This window comes from Bartonella sp. CM31XJBT (genome assembly GCF_028618555.1).
Taxonomy (GTDB): Bacteria; Pseudomonadota; Alphaproteobacteria; order Rhizobiales; family Rhizobiaceae; genus Bartonella.
This window is the reverse complement of the sequence record NZ_JAQITD010000082.1, coordinates 1-875: the sequence shown is the minus strand read 5'-3', so window position 1 is coordinate 875 and position 875 is coordinate 1. Positions and strand designations below refer to the sequence as shown.

At 36.7% G+C, this 875-nt stretch carries 1 protein-coding gene; it reads right to left on the bottom strand.

What is annotated here, in order from left to right; genetic code table 11:
• Positions 1-816: phage recombination protein Bet (gene bet / locus PVV63_RS10290; RefSeq protein WP_273791762.1), on the bottom strand; the 816-nt coding region annotated here is incomplete at its 3' end.
• Positions 817-875 lie beyond the last annotated feature (59 nt).

Here is an 875-nt window from a genome sequence, read left to right as displayed (position 1 = left end):
TCTTTGTTCTTGTGATACATATTCTATATCTTGGACGTGAATATATTCGGCATCTTGTATAGGCGCTTCTATTTGCTTTTGTTGTAGGAAAGATTGTTCTTTTTCATGCTGTCTCTTTTGCAAAATATCCAAAATCCTTTGTGCTACTTCATCAGGAAGATCTTCAAGCCTATCGACTTGTGCATAATCAAGCACTTTTTCTTCTTCTGTTTGAGTGATGTTTATTAATTGTTTGATTTGCGTAAGCACATCATAAGAAACTAACTTCGTTTGTACGTTATGGTTTGTTTCATTGATACGTTTTGCTTCATCTTCTTCATAAATACCGGAAAGCCCGAAAGCATAGCGAGCACACTGTATAGTAGCTTTATGGCGCAACATACGTGCGGGGTATTTTTTCCAAGGTTCACTTTTGTCTTGTTCGCATTCTTTGAGATATTCGGTGACTTCGATAGGGTCTTTAATTCCTTTGAGACGAATAGCACATTTGATAGCAATGATATTCCCATCTTCATTGAGTTGATCTTGAAAGGTCATGCCATCAAAGTCAGGATTTGATTTGATGATCTTTATCCAACCGTCGATAGAAACAACGGGTATGATGCCGCCGCCTTTTTTAGGGAATGCATAGATTTCTTTTGTTAAAGGGTTAAGTCCATAAGTATTGGCAACAAAAAGAAAAACGGCAAATTCTGCATCAGTGATGACATTAGCATTTTTATCTCCAATACAAGTTTTTATGATTGTGGTTCGAAATTCTTCAGCAGAAAATCCATATTTTTCTGCCATTTCTTTTAAAAAAGTAGAATTTGTCATCTTGATTTCCTACATTGCGCGCAATTCACCCGTGGCGTGAATCACGCTGGTGTTAAAAG